Annotated in this window: 20 protein-coding genes, 1 pseudogene and 1 riboswitch; of the genes and pseudogenes, 17 read left to right on the forward strand and 4 right to left on the reverse strand. The window is 40.4% G+C overall.

The window, feature by feature from the left end; all coding sequences use genetic code 11:
• The first annotated feature begins 42 nt into the window (after nucleotides 1-42).
• The 7 genes from ACQKL6_RS01180 (at nucleotide 43) to hag (ending at nucleotide 5,371) form a co-directional block, all read left to right on the forward strand.
• The gene (locus tag ACQKL6_RS01180; protein ID WP_427650333.1) at nucleotides 43-531 is read left to right on the forward strand and encodes a flagellar protein FlgN; all 489 of its coding nucleotides are present in this window, start codon (nucleotides 43-45) and stop codon (nucleotides 529-531) included.
• A 30-nt stretch (nucleotides 532-561) separates the two neighbouring features.
• Nucleotides 562-2,118, forward strand: a complete 1,557-nt coding sequence (gene flgK, locus ACQKL6_RS01185) for a flagellar hook-associated protein FlgK (RefSeq protein WP_427650335.1) — start codon at nucleotides 562-564, stop codon at nucleotides 2,116-2,118.
• 15 nt (nucleotides 2,119-2,133) lie between these two features.
• Entirely contained in the window at nucleotides 2,134-3,015 is an 882-nt protein-coding gene (flgL, locus tag ACQKL6_RS01190) for a flagellar hook-associated protein FlgL (protein WP_427650337.1), read from the forward strand.
• 50 nt (nucleotides 3,016-3,065) lie between these two features.
• Entirely contained in the window at nucleotides 3,066-3,644 is a 579-nt protein-coding gene (locus tag ACQKL6_RS01195) for a DUF6470 family protein (protein ID WP_427650338.1), read from the forward strand.
• Nucleotides 3,645-3,652: 8 nt separating this feature from the next.
• Nucleotides 3,653-4,099 (forward strand): flagellar assembly protein FliW, encoded by a 447-nt coding sequence (fliW, locus tag ACQKL6_RS01200; RefSeq protein ID WP_427650340.1) that lies wholly within the window; start codon nucleotides 3,653-3,655, stop codon nucleotides 4,097-4,099.
• Nucleotides 4,099-4,332, forward strand: coding sequence for a carbon storage regulator CsrA (csrA, locus tag ACQKL6_RS01205; protein WP_427650342.1), 234 nt, complete (start codon nucleotides 4,099-4,101; stop codon nucleotides 4,330-4,332). Before fliW ends, csrA begins: the two co-directional genes overlap by 1 nt.
• Before the next feature lie 139 nt (nucleotides 4,333-4,471).
• The gene (gene hag, locus ACQKL6_RS01210) at nucleotides 4,472-5,371 is read left to right on the forward strand and encodes a flagellin Hag (RefSeq protein ID WP_427650344.1); all 900 of its coding nucleotides are present in this window, start codon (nucleotides 4,472-4,474) and stop codon (nucleotides 5,369-5,371) included.
• 67 nt (nucleotides 5,372-5,438) lie between these two features.
• Here the strand turns inward: hag and ACQKL6_RS01215 are convergent, their stop codons facing one another.
• From ACQKL6_RS01215 to ACQKL6_RS01225, 3 genes and pseudogenes are all read right to left on the reverse strand, one after another.
• Nucleotides 5,439-6,044: a transposase gene (locus ACQKL6_RS01215; RefSeq protein WP_427650346.1), complete on the reverse strand. Its 606-nt coding sequence runs from the start codon at nucleotides 6,042-6,044 to the stop codon at nucleotides 5,439-5,441.
• A gap of 22 nt (nucleotides 6,045-6,066) precedes the next feature.
• Complete coding sequence (locus ACQKL6_RS01220; RefSeq protein ID WP_427650347.1) at nucleotides 6,067-6,654, reverse strand: IS110 family transposase; 588 nt, start codon at nucleotides 6,652-6,654, stop codon at nucleotides 6,067-6,069.
• Nucleotides 6,655-6,800: 146 nt separating this feature from the next.
• Nucleotides 6,801-6,977, reverse strand: a pseudogene (locus ACQKL6_RS01225) (recombinase family protein); the annotation flags it as partial.
• A gap of 213 nt (nucleotides 6,978-7,190) precedes the next feature.
• Here ACQKL6_RS01225 and flaG point away from each other — a divergent pair.
• The 6 genes from flaG to ACQKL6_RS01255 all read left to right on the forward strand — a co-directional run bounded on the left by flaG (nucleotide 7,191) and on the right by ACQKL6_RS01255 (nucleotide 11,652).
• Nucleotides 7,191-7,553 carry a flagellar protein FlaG gene (flaG, locus tag ACQKL6_RS01230; protein WP_402991236.1) on the forward strand — a complete coding sequence of 121 codons (363 nt, stop codon included), beginning with the start codon at nucleotides 7,191-7,193 and terminating at the stop codon, nucleotides 7,551-7,553.
• 14 nt (nucleotides 7,554-7,567) lie between these two features.
• The gene (locus ACQKL6_RS01235) at nucleotides 7,568-9,121 is read left to right on the forward strand and encodes a flagellar hook-associated protein 2 (protein ID WP_427650494.1); all 1,554 of its coding nucleotides are present in this window, start codon (nucleotides 7,568-7,570) and stop codon (nucleotides 9,119-9,121) included.
• Between the two features lie 24 nt (nucleotides 9,122-9,145).
• A complete protein-coding gene (gene fliS, locus ACQKL6_RS01240; RefSeq protein WP_427650349.1) occupies nucleotides 9,146-9,547 on the forward strand; it encodes a flagellar export chaperone FliS in 402 nt (133 codons plus the stop codon).
• The gene (locus ACQKL6_RS01245; protein WP_427650351.1) at nucleotides 9,547-9,891 is read left to right on the forward strand and encodes a flagellar protein FliT; all 345 of its coding nucleotides are present in this window, start codon (nucleotides 9,547-9,549) and stop codon (nucleotides 9,889-9,891) included. The genes fliS and ACQKL6_RS01245 overlap by 1 nt, the downstream gene beginning before the upstream one ends.
• 256 nt (nucleotides 9,892-10,147) lie before the next feature.
• On the forward strand, nucleotides 10,148-10,705 hold the full coding sequence (gene hpf, locus ACQKL6_RS01250; RefSeq protein ID WP_402870618.1) for a ribosome hibernation-promoting factor, HPF/YfiA family: 558 nt from the start codon (nucleotides 10,148-10,150) through the stop codon (nucleotides 10,703-10,705).
• A gap of 699 nt (nucleotides 10,706-11,404) precedes the next feature.
• Nucleotides 11,405-11,491, forward strand: a riboswitch (cyclic di-GMP riboswitch).
• A gap of 32 nt (nucleotides 11,492-11,523) precedes the next feature.
• Nucleotides 11,524-11,652, forward strand: a complete 129-nt coding sequence (locus ACQKL6_RS01255; protein ID WP_427650353.1) for an anti-repressor SinI family protein — start codon at nucleotides 11,524-11,526, stop codon at nucleotides 11,650-11,652.
• 109 nt (nucleotides 11,653-11,761) lie between these two features.
• On the opposite strand, the gene ACQKL6_RS01260 is transcribed toward ACQKL6_RS01255, so the two are convergent.
• The gene (locus ACQKL6_RS01260) at nucleotides 11,762-12,082 is read right to left on the reverse strand and encodes a helix-turn-helix domain-containing protein (RefSeq protein WP_402954602.1); all 321 of its coding nucleotides are present in this window, start codon (nucleotides 12,080-12,082) and stop codon (nucleotides 11,762-11,764) included.
• A 412-nt stretch (nucleotides 12,083-12,494) separates the two neighbouring features.
• On the opposite strand from ACQKL6_RS01260, the gene secA reads away from it, so the two are divergent.
• The 4 genes from secA to cccB all read left to right on the forward strand — a co-directional run bounded on the left by secA (nucleotide 12,495) and on the right by cccB (nucleotide 17,709).
• Nucleotides 12,495-15,008, forward strand: a complete 2,514-nt coding sequence (secA, locus tag ACQKL6_RS01265; RefSeq protein WP_427591441.1) for a preprotein translocase subunit SecA — start codon at nucleotides 12,495-12,497, stop codon at nucleotides 15,006-15,008.
• A 169-nt stretch (nucleotides 15,009-15,177) separates the two neighbouring features.
• Nucleotides 15,178-16,276, forward strand: a protein-coding gene (prfB, locus tag ACQKL6_RS01270) for a peptide chain release factor 2 (RefSeq protein WP_402870630.1) whose coding sequence is annotated in 2 segments (ribosomal slippage) — nucleotides 15,178-15,249 and nucleotides 15,251-16,276 — 1,098 coding nt in all. Because the reading frame shifts where the segments join, the coding sequence is not laid out codon by codon here.
• A 171-nt stretch (nucleotides 16,277-16,447) separates the two neighbouring features.
• Nucleotides 16,448-17,311, forward strand: coding sequence for a YitT family protein (locus ACQKL6_RS01275; RefSeq protein ID WP_402954594.1), 864 nt, complete (start codon nucleotides 16,448-16,450; stop codon nucleotides 17,309-17,311).
• A 53-nt stretch (nucleotides 17,312-17,364) separates the two neighbouring features.
• Nucleotides 17,365-17,709, forward strand: coding sequence for a cytochrome c551 (cccB, locus tag ACQKL6_RS01280; RefSeq protein ID WP_402870636.1), 345 nt, complete (start codon nucleotides 17,365-17,367; stop codon nucleotides 17,707-17,709).
• The last annotated feature ends 195 nt before the right edge of the window (nucleotides 17,710-17,904 follow it).

Consider the following 17,904-nt stretch of genomic DNA (forward strand, 5'->3'; position numbering starts at 1 on the left):
CCGCATTCCGTCCATCATCTATGAGCAGAGGAGGCAGCGAACATGTCTGCACGACAGATCATCGACTCGCTTGAAAAATTGGTTGCCCTTCATAAAAGCTTCAACCAATTATCGCAAAGAAAAACAAACATCTTGAAAGCCGGCGACACGGAGGCTATCTCCGCCCTGCTGATTGATGAACAAAAGCATATTAAAGCGATCAGCCAAACGGATCAAGAAAGAGAAGCAGCTGTGGAAAGATTTCTTACGAAAAATGGTGCAGCGAATCAGGAGGCTTCCATTTCCACTGTAACGAAATTCACAGATCCACTTGAAACGGTTGCGCTTGAACATTTAAAAACGGAACTGATTGAAGAGGTAGCTCAGTTGAAAGAGCAAAACAGTTTAAATCAACAGTTAATCTATCAATCTCTTCAATTCATAAATGTCTCCCTGAATATGCTACGGCCGCAAAATCAGAATATGAATTATGGCAAAACGGCCAAGAAGGCTACGAAAAGTGGCTTGGGCATGTTTGATTCGAAAGCGTAAGATAGAGAAAATAGATGGAGGTTTGAACTTATGATTTCAAGCTTTATGGGGCTCGAAACAGCAAAGCGTGGATTATCCACCTCGCAAGGTGCCTTGTATACGACAGGAAATAACGTGTCCAATGCTAACACGGTAGGCTATTCAAGGCAGCGGGTCAACTTGGAGCAAACATCCGGTTTCCCTACCGTCGGGATGAACAGCCCCCGTGTAGCGGGTCAAATCGGAACGGGTGTAGCGGCAGAAACGGTGCAACGTATCCGCGACAGCTTTTTGGATGCACAATACAGAACTCAAAGTAATAAAATCGGTTATTATGGCGCCATGAGCGAATCGCTATCGAAGATGGAAGGCATCATGAACGAACCAACCGACAGCGGCTTGGCTGCCACGATGGAGAAGTTCTGGAATTCAATCCAAGGATTAACGGCCAACGCCGAAAATTCTGGTGCCCGTGAAGTCGTGGCCTCCACAGGCGTGATGGTCGCTGATACATTGAATTACTACTACAACTCGTTAACAAGCGTGAAAACGGACATTGGCAACCAAATCAATGTCAAAGCGAACGAAATCAATACCATCATTGACAGCATCGATCAACTGAACCAGCAAATCAGTAAAGTCGAGCCGCATGGCTATATTCCGAATGACCTTTACGATAAACGGGACGTGCTCGTCGACAACCTATCGCAGCTTGTCAGTATCAATGTAAAAAGCGTCAAACCAAGCGCCTACGGCATAGCAAGCGACGTTGCGACAGGACTATACAACATCGAGTTAATGAATGAAGACGGCTCTTCTTATGTACCGCCCATCAATCTAGTCAGTGTGAACAAGACGGGCATGCTTGGGACAGCCAAAGTTGCAGTGAGCTATGATGATACGTCAGGTGCAGTAGATGGAGTGAAGTTTGGTTCGAAAACGATTACGGACTTCAATTTTTCTGGAGAACTGGCTGGGTTGATTGAAAGCTTCGGATATAAGAAGAGTGATGGCACCACGGGGGGCTCTTATCCCGATATGTTGCAAAAGCTCGATAACATGACGAAGGCTTTTGTGAATGAATTTAATGCGATTCATCAAGAAGGGTTTGCTTTAGGTGCTGCTGCAAAATCAGGACTCAACTTTTTTGAAATCAGTCCTGGTGGAAGTGCAGCTCAAAGCATTAAGGTAAACAATGCTATTTTGGCTGATTCTTCTAAAATTGCTGCTGGGAAAACTAGTGGAGCTTCAGGAGATAATGAAAATGCTAAGCTTTTGGCTGATTTGAAAAAGAAGGCTTTTAGTGAGTATTCGACAAAGGATTTAAATTCTAAGGATTTAACAGGGAGCTTTGACACCTATTATTCCGGAATTATTGGGAACTTGGGTGTTGATTCTCAAAGTGCCCAAAAGAACCTTTCTAACTCATCAGTGCTTGCAGCATCCGTAGATCAAAATAGAGCATCTGTTAGTTCTGTATCCTTGGATGAAGAAATGACTGACATGATCAAATTCCAGCAGGCCTACAATGCATCAGCAAGAATGGTGACGATGGTCGACGAGATGCTCGATAAAATCATTAACGGAATGGGAACTGTAGGCCGATAATAGGAGTGAATATAGATGCGTGTAACGCAATCGATGCTAACCAATAATATGTTAACCAACCTTAGCAGTAGCTATGAAAAGTTAGGCAAACTGCAGGAACAAGTCTCATCGCAAAAGAAATTCTCGAAGCCTTCCGATGATCCGGTCGCAGCGATGATGGGGATGGGATACCGGACCAACCTCAATCAAATCCAGCAGTATAAGAGCAACATTTCGGAAGCAGAGAACTGGATCAATAGTACGGATGATGCGATTACCGAAGCTGTTTCTGCATTGCAAAGGATTCGGGAGTTAACTGTGCAAGGCAGTAATGGGACGTATGAAGAAAATCAGAAGAGTAATATTGCAGAAGAAATCAAGCAATTGAAAGAACATCTTGTGAGTATCGGTGATACACAAATTGGTGGTAAGTATATTTTTAATGGGCAAAATACGAATGTGAAACCTTCTGATAGTTTAGATGCTGCAACCGGGAAAATCACATATGGTTCGGAACCAATTAACCTTGAAGTGTTTTCTGGAATTTCGATTCAAATCAATACAGATGGATCCAAGATTTTTGGAGATGCTCTTGCCAAGGATGGTAGTATTCAAAAAACAATTGATGCGCTCGAAGGCAATGGTGATGTTGGTGCGATGTTGGCAGAACTTGATAAAACGATTGATAGCTTCTTATCTACGCAGGCCCAAGTGGGTGCGAGACAGAATCGGATTGACTTGATGACCGACCGCTTAGGCCAGCAGGAAGTCTTTGCAACGGAAATCCTTTCGAAGAATGAAGATGTTGATATCGAAAAAGCCATCATGAATTTAACGACACAAGAAAGTGTTCATAGTGCATCATTAAGTATCGGTGCAAAAATCATGCAACCGAGTTTACTAGATTTTCTTCGCTAAGCTATTCGTAACCGGATAGCTTTTTTTCTATAAAGAGAGGATTGGTAAAAATGCAAATGCCACAAATTCGCATGCAGTCTACATCGATGCAAATCGGATTGAATATCGAACAACCGGTACAGCAACTGGAACAAAAAGCAGCAGATCTATCCATTGAACAGCCAATGGCAGCTTTAGAGATTCAAACAACTCCTGGGCAGCTAACGATTGATCAGTCAAAGGCTAGAGAAGATATGGATTTGAAGAGCCTATCAAAACGGGTTGAGGAATTTGCCCAGCAGGGTTACCAGGATTGGCTGGCTGGTATGGCAAGAAGATCACAACAGGGGACGGAATTGAGGCATATTGAAAACGGAGGGAATGCGATAGCGTCTCAGGCGAAACAGAACGGCAGAAATCCAGAGAAGCAATTCAATCTTGGCTGGATTCCCTCCCATTTCAGTGTGAAGCTGGACTATCAACCGGCACAAGTTGATATTCAAGTAACTCCGCAAAAACCAAACATTGATGTTCAGATTAATAGACCAACTCATGAATATACGGTAGGTCATACGGGTGTGGAAGTTTTACAAAAAAATTCACTGGATATAGATTTTGTTAACTTATTTCCAGATGAGATAGGTGAGTGAAGACATATATGATTAGATCAACAAAATTTCATGGAGAAATAGAAATAGGGCAGGAAGATATTTATACGTTTGATGGCGGGATACCGGGGTTTTTAGAAGAAAAGGAGTTTAGTTTATTGCCATTAGAAGAAACGCCGTTTTTCGTTCTTCAATCTATTAAAACAAAAGAAGTAGCATTCATTGTTACAAACCCTTTTGATACTTTTCGTGATTATGAAGTGAAGCTGCCGGATGAAGTACTTTCTACTTTAGAGATAGAAACAGAAAAAGAAGTCATAACGCTTGTTATTTTAACCATTCATGATCCTTTCAATCAAACAACTGCCAATCTTCAGGCTCCTATCATTTTAAATACTCATAAAAGAACTGGAAAGCAGTTTATCATGAATGGAAGCGGCTATATGAATAAGCATTTGCTAATTGAACCTCTAGAAGTAGAACAGGGGGAATACTAATGCTCGTATTAACTAGGAAACCAAATGAATCGATCGTAATAGGAAATGATATTGAAATTACAGTGCTAGCAATAGAAGGAGAACAGATCAAACTTGGTATTAATGCACCAAAAAATGTAGATATTCACCGAAAAGAAGTATACCTGTCCATCCAGCAAGAAAATAATGAAGCCGCTAAAACAGAAACCAATATTCTGGAAAAAATAAATGAATATTTTAAGAAAAAACCTTAAAAACTGCTTAATATGTTTCTTAGACTGTCGATATTATATATACAACGATAGATAGTGAAATAGGCGGCCGACTTATTCACTGCTTATCGTAAAAAACCACATGGATGTGGGAACCGAAAACTCAAGGAGGAAATACAAAATGATTATCAATCACAATATCGCAGCACTTAACACACATCGTCAGTTATCAAGTGCATCTTCTGCACAGTCTAAATCAATGGAGAAATTAGCTTCTGGTCTTCGTATCAACCGTGCAGGGGACGATGCAGCAGGTCTTGCAATCTCTGAAAAAATGCGTGGGCAAATTCGTGGACTGGACCAAGCTTCACGTAATGCTCAAGATGGCATTTCTCTAATTCAAACTGCTGAAGGTGCTCTTAATGAAACTCATGATATCCTTCAACGTATGCGTGAATTAGCAGTGCAATCTTCAAATGACACTAACACTAAAGAAGACCGTGGAGAACTTCAAAAAGAAGTTGACCAGCTTGCAATTGAAGTTACTCGTATTGCAAACAACACTGAATTTAACACCAAAAAACTTTTAGATGGTAACGGAGCTAAAGAATTAACGTTCCAAATCGGTGCAAATAAAGACCAAACTATGACTTTAAAGATTAATGCAATGGACGCTAGTACATTGAAGATTGCAAGCGCAGCTTCAGCAGCTGTAACTGCAGCTGATCCGACTGCTTCTCCTGCTGTACCATTTACTCCAGCCGACACAAAAGGCGGATTGGATATCTCAACGGATGCTGCAACAGCTTCAGCAGCTATCGAAACAATTAATAAAGCCATTGAAACAGTTTCTGCTGAGCGTTCTAAGTTAGGTGCAAACCAAAACCGTTTAGAGCATACTATCAATAACTTAGGCACTTCTTCTGAAAACCTAACTGCTGCTGAATCACGTGTTCGTGACGTAGACATGGCGAAAGAAATGATGACACAAACTAAGAACTCTATTCTTTCTCAAGCAGCACAAGCAATGTTGGCTCAAGCTAACCAACAGCCACAAGGCGTACTTCAATTACTTCGTTAATCTTCGCCCCACGGCTTAGATTAGCTAAAAAAATAGAGACTCTAGGGAATTTTCCTAGGGTCTCTTTTTATGCACTCTCAATCTCTAAGACGGGCTGTCTATAAGGTGTTTTATTCTCCATAATACTAAATGCTATGTTTACTAGCCTCCTTTCTACATAGACCATGGCTTGTTTCTTATTGCGCCCCTCTTTGATATTACTTTTATAGTATTCATACATAATTGGGTTCATATTTTTTCTAATTTGTGTTAAGGCAAGGGAGTAGAAGGCTTTGTTAAGTTCTCTGTTACCTAATTTGTTTGAGTAATTTCTTTGGCTCTCCCCCGAACTGTGTTCAAGTGGAGCTATTCCAGCCAATTTAGCTAGTTTATTTGCCTTAGGAAACCTAGTGACATCTCCAATATTGGCTATGAAGGTAGCTGCCAGTACTGTATCAATTCCATTTATATTCTTTAGCGGATATCCTGTTACTTCGATTAAAGAATCAAGGGTTTTATCAAGATCAACAATCTGACTTTCTATATGTTCGAGGGAATTTATGAAAGATATCACACTTTCATTTTGTTCCTTCTGATAATCTGTCTTATTCCAGCCGTTACTATCAACCGCTTCTAATATCTCTTTTGCCTTCTTTTTAGGTACTGATTTATTAAATTTTTTTAGGTCTTCCATCAGTTCTCCCTCGTTGACAGCTTCAAGTAAGTTTGGTGATGGATATTTCTTGAAGAAACCTTTTGCCGTTTTTACTTTCTAGATCTTTTAAAAATTCTTTATGCATGGGGTAGTGATGAACAAGGATATTCTGAAGTGACATTTTGATATTGGCTGTCATTTGAACATAATTGTTTCTAGTATTGAGTGTTTGTTTGATGGCAAGATATACATCTTGAGGATCGGCAAGAGGGAGATGTTTATATTCAAAAATGAGAGTTTTAGCAACCGCAAGAGCATCAAGCTCATCAGATTTATTGTGATTAGTTCCAATACTTCTTTGTTTCTTTGTATAAGAAGAATTAACTTCCTTTACTATGAAACCTGAGTCGAGTAGGTATCTGGCAAGGCTTCTACCATAAAAATTAACATCTTCTAAACCATATACAATTTCTTTCCCGTCTGCCTTCTTCTTCACTTGTTCAACGAATGCGGGGAAAGCAGAGAATGCATTCTTTAGGTTAAATGTCTTAATTTTATCTCCAAAACAGTCAGTTAATACTGCAACATGATTGGTTTTATGTAGGTCTACTCCTACAAATACGCATTTAGTTCTGTCTAGCTGGTTCATTCAAATGATTCCTCCTAAGTAATTTCTATTTATTTGGGTCAATAAGAGAATGTGACAGCGTCAGTTATAGCGTTAGCCCGCCAATAAAGGAGACTCGCAATGTACGTTAGTCTAACAATCTCTTATCTACCAAACTGAAATTCGGATTACAAAATGGCTTTATGTTGACCTTGTGAGGTGGTTACATCTCCATAATGATATGTACCTTTATAAAAATCTTCACGATCTAAAATTCGTTTTACTTGAACTTTGGTAAACTGTTTTCCCTTATTAGTTTTATGACCTTCTATATTGAGTTGATCAGCTACTTTTTGGAGTGACCAGTCACTATTTGATGGTAAGAAGCGGACCCTAATTTTTAGCTAGGGTCTTTTCGTGCTTACTATTTTTCTTAAACAAAAGGGTTGCCTTCAAATAATTTTAAAATGAACCCTTTCTGATATTCGCTAAATCTACATAACCCCATTCCAATCACTAAATATAAACTGGCAAATACCGATATAAAAAGTAAAGATATCTTATTGGGGGCAAAAGGGATGTTGGAGAGTCTATCGACGAATATTCTTTCCTCGCAACTTAGAACAGCAATCTCAGAAGGAATCAGTACGTATTATCAGAGAGAAATCAATACAGTAGCATATTCAGAACAAAGTGTAGAGTCGAATGACAAGCCAACGAAAGAAAAGGTTCAGGAGGTAACTGAAAGTTTAAATACCTTTCTAAATCCAACACATACAGCGGTACGCTTTGAATATCATGAAAAACTGGATGAGTATTATGTTAAGGTCGTTGATGACATAACGAATGAAACAATCAGAGAAATTCCTCCAAAAAAGCTTTTAGACTTTTATGCTGCAATGACGGAATTTGTCGGAATAATGGTGGACGAAAAAATATAAGCAGGTGATGAATGATGGTACGTGTCAGTGGATTAGCAAGCGGGATGGATATTGATGAAATAGTGAAAAGTATGATGCAGGCAGAACGAGTGCCTTTGGATAAATTAACGCAGAAAAAGCAATATTCTGAGTGGCAACGAGATGATTATCGGTCGGTAAATACAGCATTATCTGAATTGGATAAACTGATTTCAGATGGGGTTGGAAAACAATCTTCGTTTATTAAAAAGACGGTGTCTGTTTCAAATCCAAATGCAATTTCAGTTAAAAATGTGAATTCAACAAGTGATTTTTCAGGCACCATAAATGTAACGAAACTTGCTACAGCGGCTACTATGACTAGTAAACCGATTAATGAAGAAGATTCAACTAAGGGTGAGACTGTAATGATTGATTTACAACAGCCGTTATCTATATATGGATTGGTGGAGCAAAAAATTTCTATATTTGCTATTAATAAAGATGGTGGATTTGATATGGATGATAGTAAGGTGAAGAAACCTTATAACCTTACCATCAAACCAACTGATACATTAGATAGTGTTATTAAAGAAATTAATGCTAATTCTGGCGTCACTATCTTTTTTGATCAAACCTCTCAACAATTTTCTATTACTGCTAAAAATACAGGTGATGCAAAGGATTCGGCTGAGATTGAATTAAATGGTGAATTTTTTACTGGTTTATTAAGAATGGATACCACCAATGATATAGCTGCCGATTCTAAAAATGCTAGAGGGTCATTAGGTTCAAACGCTACGGTAGAATACAATGGTCTCACAATCTCCCGACCATCCAACACCTTTCAAATCAACGGAGCGGAAATAACAATAAAGCAAACAACTAAAGAAACTGGACCGGTCACGTTCTCCTCCAAAGCTGATGTGGATACCATCTTAGACACAGTCACTCAGTTCGTGAACAAATACAATGAAATCATCAAAAAAATTCAAGACAAAACTAGTGAATCAAAATATCGTTCGTATACTCCTCTTACTACAGAGCAAAAGAAAGCGATGAGCGAAGATGAGGTGAAGCTTTGGGAAGAAAAGGCGAAGAGTGGGACGTTAAAAAATGACTCTACTCTAAAGAACCTTCTCACAACGATGAGGTCCTCTCTTTATACTTCAGTCAGTGGTATGACAGGGACTAACACGCTTAGCAAGTTAGGGATTACTACCACAAGTAATTATTTAGAAGGTGGTAAACTAACCATTGATGAGGATAAACTGCGTGCAGCCATTTCAGAGGATCCGAATGCGATTTATAAATTATTCATGTCTGAAGGTAAAGATACGGAGAAAAGTTCACAAGGTCTGGCACGTCGTTTGCGTGCGGATATCCAATCATCCATGAAGGTGATTACAGAAAAAGCCGGTAAGGCTGGCTATGTTAATAATAATTTCACCATCGGAAAAGCGGTCAATGGACTAGATACAAGAATTTCAGCATTCGAGGCAAAGTTAGTAAAACTTGAAACCCGTTACTATAATCAATTCACAGCCATGGAGAAAGCGATATCAAAAGCGAATAGTCAGAGCTCTAGTTTATCGCAATATTTTAGCTAAGTAAGAAAGGAAGAGTAAAAAGAAATGGCCATAAATAATCCATACCAATCTTATCAACAAAATTCGGTGAATACAGCGTCGCCGGGAGAGCTTACACTCATGCTTTATAACGGATGCCTGAAGTTCATTCTACTTGGTAAAAAAGCCATTGAAGCGGGTAAAATCGAAGAAAAGAATACGAATATCTTAAAGGCCCAAAACATCGTTCATGAATTGATGGTTACCTTGAATATGGATGTTGCCGTATCGAAAGACTTGATGAGCCTCTATGATTATATGAATCGTCGTCTGATTGAATCTAATTTGAAGAATGATATTGCGGCCCTAGAAGAAGTGGAGGGGCTTGTTACCGAGTTCCGTAACACATGGAAGGAAGCCATTCAATTGAACCGCCAAAAACAATTTGTTCAAAGTGGTCAAGTTTGATGATGCTTCAAGATTTTCATGATGTCACCACTGAATTACTAACCGTCTTGCAGGACCAGACGATTGTCGAACGCGATGATCGAATCGAGCGAATCACAAAGTTGCTTGACCGTCGTGAAGCGTTTCTTTCGCATATCAAACCGCCTTTTTCTGATGAAGAGCTACAATTGGGGCGTCAATCCATGCTTCTGAATCAGCAGGTCGATCAATTGTTGTTGCTTCAAAAGCAAGAGATTCAGCGGGATATCAAGGAATTAAACCAGAAAAAGAAAACTTCGAACAAATACACCAATCCTTATGAGAATCTTTCCACGGATGGCATGTTTTACGACAAAAAGAAATAAGTCCTTACCCAAACCGTTTGAATTTCAAACGGTTTTTGTGTAAATTTTTTCTAAAGTTTCTGTAAATTACGATGGCTAATTTTTTCTTTATTGGGCAGTGTTTGGTATAATAGAGCTAAGGTAGACATCAACCTTTTTCAAACCTTCCGACAATTGTTTCATAATTTCGACATATTTCATGATGTGTTTCTAAAGGAAACCGGAGGGGTATTGTAGAATCTAACTGTATAGTCTTAATTTAAGGAGGACTCACTTTATGAATTACAACGTACGCGGTGAAAACATTGAGGTAACTCCAGCAATTCGAGAATACGTCGAAAAGAAAATTGGCAAGTTAGAAAGATATTTTAACAATACGCCAGATGCAAATGTGCAAGTGAATTTGAAAGTGAACAATAATACGTCCAAGGTCGAAGTGACGATTCCGATGCAGAATTTGGTTCTTCGCGCTGAAGAAGAGAATGCGGATATGTATGCCGCGATTGATTTGATCAATGACAAGCTAGAACGCCAAATTCGTAAACATAAAACGAAGGTCAACCGAAAATTCCGCAACAATTTATCCAATACACCAGAAGCATTCGCTTTTGCTACGGAAGTCGATGAAGTGGCGGATGAATTCGAAGATGACAGCGATATAGAAGTGGTCCGTAACAAACGCTTCGATTTGAAGCCGATGGACAGTGAAGAAGCGATTCTGCAAATGAATATGCTTGGTCACAGTTTCTTCGTTTACACGAATGCGGATACGAATACAACCAACGTCGTGTATCGCCGTAAAGATGGACGATACGGATTAATAGAACCAAGTTAAGTTAATCATGAAATGCATGGAAGCACCGTCCAGACTCTGGGCGGTGCTTTTTAGGTATTCTCCTTTTCTATTTATTTAACATCGCGTTAGGTATAAAGTATTAGTTTTGTTTTCTGAAATTCGAAATACGTTAAAGATTTAATAGGTACATTCCTTTCATAATAAGTGCTCTCAAATGAAGTAGAGTGAATTTGAAGTTTCTTTAAAACGAACAAAAAGTGTTCTTTTGTGAGAAAGATAGGTTTTTATACCCATTTCTATATTCCCTTAATTTGGCATATAATCGACTTAATCGTTCTTTAAAACGAACAAGTGGTTAATAAGGTGCAGAGGGGATGGGATGTTGTTTCGGAAAAATTGCCATACATGCAATAGGGCTTCGTTTAGTAGTTCTGAAATGGGGAATTGGTTTTGTCCTACCTGCGGCGAGGATTTGACCGTGCAAAAGGCCTTTGATGCACTGTCGGTGGAGCGAATTAATATGTCTCATCGCCTGAATGAAAAGAACAAGGTTTTTTATTATCTGAAAAAGCGAACGTGATTTTCGTTTCATGTAAATCTATCCTTGATTTTCTCCCTATTGTTGTAATTTGTCGATAAATATTTCCTCATATTGGTTAATTGGCGACATAAACTAGCAACATATGTAGGGTGTATTCCCTATAATAAGATTGTAAACTATGTATTTAGTAATATTTACCGTGAAAAAGGCAAACTTATCGAAAGGTGAGAGCGCAAAGGCACAGGTCTAAGGCTGTAAGTGGCTATGATGGCTGGTCTGCCTGAAATACAAGGTAGTATTTTAGGAGGTTGATAATATGATTACGACGGAAATGGATCAAGAGTGGATGACGTTGATCAAAGAGGCAAAAAGCTTAGGATTAACGAAAGAAGAGATCCGTGATTATCTTGCACGGGAGTCATCGAAGGGGAATTGCGAAAAATGAGAAAGATGTGGAAAGCATCCCTATAAACAGTATGGAGCATGGCTGTTTATAGGGATGCTTTCGTTTGCGTAAATAGATTGATAGAGTGCTATGCTTCCTATCTATTTTTCTATTCGTTGTTCTTTTTCCATTTGTTAAACTCAATAAATTCTCGGAATTGTTGTTTTGAAACACCTGAATGCATGGCATCTTCAACGATTTTTATCCAGTCGTTATCCAGGATTTCCTTATTGGGAGCATCGTAAAGAAGGGCATCAACAGGAACATGAAGCACTGCAGAGATTTTTTCCAAAAATTGAATGGAAGGATTCGTTTGTAAGTTCCGTTCGAGCGAACTTAAGTAGGACTTGGCTACCCCGGCTTTCTCGGCTAGTTCAGTCATCGACATTTTCTTTTCTTCCCGCAGCTTTTTAACACGCTCACCGATCATCATTACCACCTCGAACTAGTTCTATTTATCCCACAGAATAAGCTTTGCTAACCCACTTACAGTGTCTTCTACTATCCAGGTTTACAAGCGAATGGAGTCAACTATCTATTAAACCCATTTATAGTAGTTGAGATATATAGCCTTTTTTAAAGACCATCTGTGCAAACGTGGGCCTACCCATATGTATTTTAAATCTTCCCTCTATTTTAACAGTTTTTGTCCTGTTTTATCCATTGTTTTTCTCAAGAAGTGATATCTGGCCCATAGTCCTGAAAGTGACATGAAGTTGTACCTCATGAATAGAAGTGGTAAAATTAAGACTAGATTATTATCGGCAGAAGGTGTGTTCCTTCATACTTATATGAATGAACGATATTGAATGATCATTTTCCCAATAGAGGAGCGTTAATGAATGCTTAATATATTAAATAAAGTTTTTGATCCGAATAAGCGAGAACTTAAGCGGTTAGAGAAAGTGGCTGATCAGGTCGAAGCGCTGGCGGATGAGATGGCTTCGTTATCGGACGAGCAGCTGACTGCCAAAACGGAAGAATTCAAGAAACGTTATCAAAACGGGGAAACTGTGGATGATTTGCTCGTTGAAGCATTTGCTGTCGTACGTGAAGGAGCAAAGCGGGCGCTTGGCATGTATCCTTTCCGTGTTCAGATCATGGGTGGGGCGTCCCTTCATGATGGGAATATTTCCGAAATGAAAACAGGTGAAGGGAAAACGTTGACTTCAACCATGCCCGTTTATTTAAATGCGATTACTGGAAAAGGCGTGCACGTCGTGACCGTCAATGAATACCTCGCACAACGTGATGCGACTGATATGGGTGTGTTATACAATTTCCTCGGACTGTCTGTCGGCTTGAATCTCAACAGTCATTCTAAAGAAGAAAAGCAAGAAGCATACAATGCGGATATCACGTATAGCACGAATAATGAGTTAGGTTTCGATTACTTGCGTGACAATATGGTGCTATATAAAGAACAAATGGTACAACGGCCATTGCATTATGCGGTCATCGATGAAGTCGATTCCATCTTGATTGATGAAGCGAGGACGCCATTGATCATTTCCGGTGCAGCGCAAAAATCAGCCCAGCTTTATATCCAGGCGAATGCGTTTGTACGTACCCTGAAAAAAGATACGGATTACACGTATGATGAGAAAACCAAAGGTGTTCAACTGACTGAAGAAGGTATGAACAGGGCTGAAAGAGCGTTCAATATTGATAATTTATTCGATATCACTCATGTGACATTGAACCATCATATCAATCAGGCATTGAAAGCACATGTTGCCATGCATTTGGATGTGGATTATGTGGTCCAAGACGGCGAGATTGTCATCGTTGACCAATTTACGGGCCGTTTAATGAAAGGTCGCCGTTATAGTGAAGGACTTCATCAGGCCATTGAAGCAAAAGAGGGACTGGAAATTCAAAATGAAAGCATGACCCTTGCGACGATTACTTTCCAGAACTATTTCAGGATGTATGAAAAACTTTCCGGTATGACGGGTACGGCCAAGACGGAAGAAGAGGAATTCCGTAACATCTATAATATGAATGTTATTGCGATTCCTACGAACCGGGATATCGTCCGGGATGACCGCCCAGATCTCATTTATGCGTCAATGGACGGGAAATTCAGAGCGGTCGTGGAAGATATTGCAGAGCGTCATGTAAAAGGACAGCCCGTGCTGGTTGGTACGGTCGCCATTGAGACTTCGGAGATCATTTCTAATTACTTGACGAAAAAAGGCATTCCTCATAACGTGTTGAATGCGAAGAACCATGAGCGTGAAGCGGAAATCATCTTGAATGCAGGGAATAAGGGAGCGGTTACGATCGCCACAAACATGGCTGGCCGTGGTACGGATATCAAGCTAGGTGAAGGCGTCAAAGACGTGGGCGGGCTTGCCGTCATCGGGACGGAACGTCATGAAAGTCGCCGGATTGATAACCAGCTGCGTGGTCGTTCTGGTCGTCAGGGAGATCCAGGGGTCACTCAGTTCTATCTATCCATGGAAGATGAATTGATGCGTCGCTTTGGTTCGGATAATATGAAGAGTATGATGGCGCGCCTTGGCATGGATGATTCCCAACCCATTCAAAGCAAAATGGTGTCAAGAGCCGTTGAATCCGCTCAGAAACGGGTTGAAGGTAATAACTTCGATTCTCGTAAACAATTGCTGCAGTATGATGATGTTCTTCGTCAGCAACGTGAAATCATATACAAACAGCGTTTCGATGTAATGGAAAGCGAAAACTTGCGTGAAATCGTTGAAACGATGATCACGGCGTCCATTCAACGTAATGTTGCAGCTTTTGCGCCGATGGGCGATGAAGAAGGCTGGAACTTGCAAGGACTTGTCGATTACTTGAACGGCAATCTATTCCAAGAGGGTGAGATTACAATCGCCGATTTGGATGGGAAAGATGAATCGGAACTGGTTGAGTTCATTCTAGGAAAAGTAAAAGAAAGTTATGATCAAAAAGAAGCCGAGCTTTCAGAAGAGCAAATGCGCGAGTTTGAAAAAGTTATCGTGCTTCGGGCAGTGGACAGCAAGTGGATGGATCATATCGATGCGATGGAACAATTGCGTCAAGGGATTCACTTACGAGCATATGGTCAAATCGATCCGCTTCGTGAATACCAATCAGAAGGCTTCGCGATGTTTGAAAGCATGATTGCTTCGATGGAAGATGAAGTCACTAAGTACATTATGAAAGCTGAAATCCGCAACAACTTGGAGCGGAAAGAAGTCATAAAAGGACAAGCGGTCAATCCAAAAGAAGACGAAGGCGGCAAAGTGAAGAAGGCGCCGGCTCGTAAGTCGGAAGATGTCGGGCGAAATGCTTTATGTCCATGTGGCAGCGGAAAAAAATATAAGAATTGTCATGGCAACTTAGCCTGAAAATAGGTGTATAATGGAGAAGAGACGGATAAGTTAAATGAACTTACCGCCTCTTTTCATGTTTCGTTTATGAAAGCGGACTGGATGCATATCGTTTTGAAGAGGTATATTTGCATGAAGCAAATCCCGATACGGGATTTTTTTTAACATACTAATGAGGTGAATAGAAATGGAAATGGCAGAAATCAGAAACGAATTAGAAAGAACAGCGCAACGATTAACGGACTTTAGGGGGTCTCTTTGACTTAGATGAAAAAGAGGCACGCATTGCACAACTAGAAAATGAGATGACGCATCCTGACTTTTGGAATGATCAACAAAAGGCTCAAGGTGTCATCAATGAAACAAACGCATTGAAAGAACAAGTCGACCAATTGGCCGAGCTGAATGATTCATATGAAAATCTCGATTTGACGTATGAACTGGTCAAAGAAGAGAATGATGAAGATCTTATGACGGAGTTAGTGGAAGAAATCACGATTCTTTCCCAAAAGATGAATGACTTTGAACTACAGCTTCTACTAAGTGAAGAGTATGATTCGAAAAATGCCATTCTGGAACTGCATCCTGGTGCAGGCGGAACAGAGTCCCAAGATTGGGGTTCCATGTTGCTACGCATGTACACTAGATGGGGCGAAAAAAGAGGATTCAAGGTGGAAACCCTTGATTACCTTCCAGGTGATGAAGCGGGAATCAAGAGTGTAACGCTCCTATTCAAAGGCCATAACGCATATGGCTATTTGAAAGCGGAAAAAGGCGTGCACCGTCTTGTCCGGATTTCTCCTTTCGATTCATCAGGCCGCCGTCATACTTCGTTCGTATCATGCGAAGTCATGCCGGAATTCGATGAAACGATTCATATAGATATCCGTACGGAAGATTTGAAAATCGATACGTACCGGGCAAGTGGCGCCGGCGGTCAGCATATTAACACGACTGACTCAGCTGTCCGGATTACCCATTTACCAACGAATACGGTCGTAACGTGTCAAAATGAGAGATCGCAAATCAAAAACAAGGCCCAAGCGATGAATATGCTGAAAGCCAAATTATATCAACTTGAGATCGAACAGCAACAAGCCGATTTGGATGAAATCCGCGGTGAACAGAAGGAAATTGGCTGGGGAAGCCAAATCCGCTCTTACGTCTTCCACCCTTATTCCATGGTAAAGGATCACCGTACAAGTGCGGAGACCGGAAACCTTGGAGCAGTGATGGATGGGGATATCGATATGTTCATCGATGCTTATTTACGTTCTAAATTATAAGAGGTATGAATCGAACCGGATCTTATTCGGTTCGATTTTTTTGTACAACATTTCAATTCATTAGTCCTTTACCACGTCATCTGGCTGTTATTTACAGGAAATGAACAGGGATGCTATACTACTTTCGGTTAAGACTAATTAAATAAGAAGGATTATGAGGAGACAACCAGAATGAGAAAGAGATATCGGGAGCCAAAGCACCCTTTGATACAAATTTTGATGGAATATGGTCTAGTGTTGATAGGGTCAGGCATCATCGCGATTGGGTTCAATGTATTTCTACTACCTAACCAGGTCGCTTCAGGCGGTGTCAGCGGAATCAGCACGATTCTATATACCACGCTAGGTTGGGAACCAGCGTATGTTCAGTGGGCATTTAATATTCCTTTATTCATTGCCGGACTTATTGTACTTGGAAGGAATTTTGGAGCAAAAACGTTCATCGGTACGTTATTTTTACCGTTTGTCGTCTTCCTGACAAAGGATTGGGAACCATGGACGAACGATGCATTACTCGGGTCACTTTGTGGCGGTATCCTGGTCGGATTAGGATTGGGCATAGTCTTTCGCGGGAAGGCTTCCACCGGGGGAACGGATTTAGCGGCGCAAATCATTCATAAGTATACCAATTTGTCATTGGGGACCTGTGTGGCAATCATTGACGGCCTCATCGTGTTGAGCGCGGCCATTGTTTTTGATATTGAAAAAGGGCTGTATGCCTTGATCAGCTTATATGTCACAAGTAAGACCATCGACCTTATCCAAGTTGGATTCAACCGTTCCAAGATGGCATTAATTATCACGAATAATGAACCCGAAGTTAGGGATGCTATTATACATGAACTAGACCGCGGTGTTACACGGATTTCCGGGCATGGCGGCTATACGGACGATTCCCGTCCGATTTTAATGTGTGTCATCGATCAATCTGAATTCACCAAATTGAAACAATTGGTCAAAGTCGTTGACCCTAAAGCATTCGTGATCGTAATGGATGCCTCAGAAGTACTTGGAGAGGGTTTTAAACTCGATTGAGATTGGTATAATGTTTCTGTACTGGTAGACTTAAGAAGAAGGGGGCTTGTCCAATGAAAAAGAAATGGTTAGCTTTACTATTAGGTACATCTCTTGCGCTTACTGCTTGCGGAGGGAATGACGATAATAACGCAGATAAAGAGCCGGCAACGGATACTAATGAAACGACCACTGCTGGTGCCGGTGATGCAGCCAAGATTTATGAAAATAAATGTTCAAGTTGTCATGCTGTGAATCTTGAAGGCGGCGTAGGCCCGAATTTGACGGAAGTCGGTTCGCGTTTGTCGAAAGATGAAATTGAGCAAATCATCTTGAAAGGCCAAGGTGGAATGCCAAAAGGCGTCATCATTGGTGATGATGCATCAAAAGTAGCCGATTGGCTTTCCGAACATAAGTAACATTTCTACCGAAACGTCCTCCTTTAGGCTGGGCGTTTCATCCATCCTCTTCATAAAATCCCCTATTATTTCCATTCGTTTTTCCGTATACTAGATAGATAGTCTTAGCACAATCATTGAAATGAAACTGTAATATTTTTATGCTTAATTTGACAAACTTTGATGTTATAATGTTCCTGTGCTTAAAACGAAATG

Source organism: Peribacillus sp. NPDC097197 (genome assembly GCF_050278025.1).
GTDB lineage: Bacteria > Bacillota > Bacilli > Bacillales > DSM-1321 > Peribacillus.